At 53.4% G+C, this 1,497-nt stretch carries 2 protein-coding genes; both read right to left on the bottom strand.

What is annotated here, in order from left to right:
• A partial coding sequence (locus tag H5U08_RS18545) for a DUF1559 domain-containing protein (RefSeq protein WP_297036561.1) occupies positions 1 to 661 on the bottom strand: 661 nt, incomplete at its 3' end.
• A 452-nt stretch (positions 662 to 1,113) separates the two neighbouring features.
• Positions 1,114 to 1,497: hypothetical protein (locus tag H5U08_RS18550; protein WP_297036564.1), on the bottom strand; the 384-nt coding region annotated here is incomplete at its 5' end.

Genomic DNA, 1,497 nt, shown 5'->3' on the forward strand with positions numbered 1-1,497 from the left:
TGGTGTTACTTGTTCCGTCGATAATGTCGGAATAGCGATAAGTCGTGTTTCTGCAAAATAGTCCGCGAACGTCCGTGGAATCGTTTGCGTTTTGTACTTGGTCCCCCACGCAGAAAGCGTAAGCCGTATGCCGGCCATTCTTGTCGGGAATCCCATCGTTGGATGGGCAAAGCAGAACATCAGGTGAGTTATTCCACACACTCCAGCCCCAGTGTGGCCAGCCCCCCTCAGGGGCTACGGGTTGTCCACCGTTTGTCGCCCCGGTTGGGTCTCCGGCGCGAATCTGGTCGTACATCGCCTTTTGCTCGATATAGGGAAGCAAGGAAACAAATCCGGACCGTTGCTGCCAGTTAGCTGCCCAACCCCAAGGAAGACCACCATAGTTTGAGTTAGTCCCTCCCGCGCGGTAAACCAGGGTTCCGTTTACGTCGTGGTAATTGTGAAGGCCGAGTCCAAGTTGCTTCAAATTGTTCGTGCACTGGCTACGCCTTGCAGCCTCCCGCGCTGCCTGCACGGCAGGCAGCAGTAATGCGATCAAAATGCCGATTATAGCAATAACGACTAATAGTTCGACGAGAGTGAAACCGTTCCCCAATTCGCGATCCATGGGAACAAAGCTCCCTCTTTTGTCAGACGGTTGTTTGGTTTTGACTCTACTCATTGCTCCACCTCCGCGCTTGAACAAGAAGGACCAATGAACCCGAACAGATTGTTTGACGAAACATGTATGGCGGCCCACCAACTGCTCGTTATTTTAGCTTCGCCTCCAACTAGTGCAACAATTTTGCGAGTAACTTTGTGGCAGCCTGGACGCGCGTAAACTTATTCCTCAATAGCGACACCCGGTTTTGGTCTAAGTGAACCACGCCCTAACGCTCTGCTGTGATTTGGCTTGCAGCAATAAGACGCTACCTGCCTGCCAATCTCGCTGAAACATGTGCTGTGAATGTTGCGCATCGTGCCTTGTTGGGCCCTCTTTTGGAGACAGATGCGATCACAATATTGTGGTTGTTGTGCCATTCCACCCTGTTTTAAAATTTGTCCCCACAGCCTACGAGACCGTTAGGTGTGCCGGGTACTCCTTAACGCCAAGCGGAGATGGTGCATGTTCGGTTACAGAATAAGGGTGTGGCCCTGCGCGACAAAACGCAGTGTCATCCCGAACTCGTGGAAGAGCTGCGTGAGAAGATTCTCGCCATGCCGGGTGACCTCCACACAGAAGTGGAGTGAGGTCGCGGAACTTTCCATGGCGAAGCGTGCGAGCGGCGTTGCAGGCCGAAGCCACCTCTTCCGGAGCGACGTGCCTGTCACATCTACATTCGGTTGATAAAACGGTAGGGGCAATTCATGAATGGCCTCGACAAACGTCGGGGGAACCTCTTGCGGAGGACCCGCTTGTCGGGTCCGATGAACACCAATTGATAATCCATTCTTTTTCCCCGGGCACGACAAGCGTGCCCCTCCGATCCGTTTCTTCGGAGGGACCTGCTTGTCAGG

The organism is Thermogutta sp., assembly GCF_014359955.1.
Lineage (GTDB): Bacteria > Planctomycetota > Planctomycetia > Pirellulales > Thermoguttaceae > Thermogutta.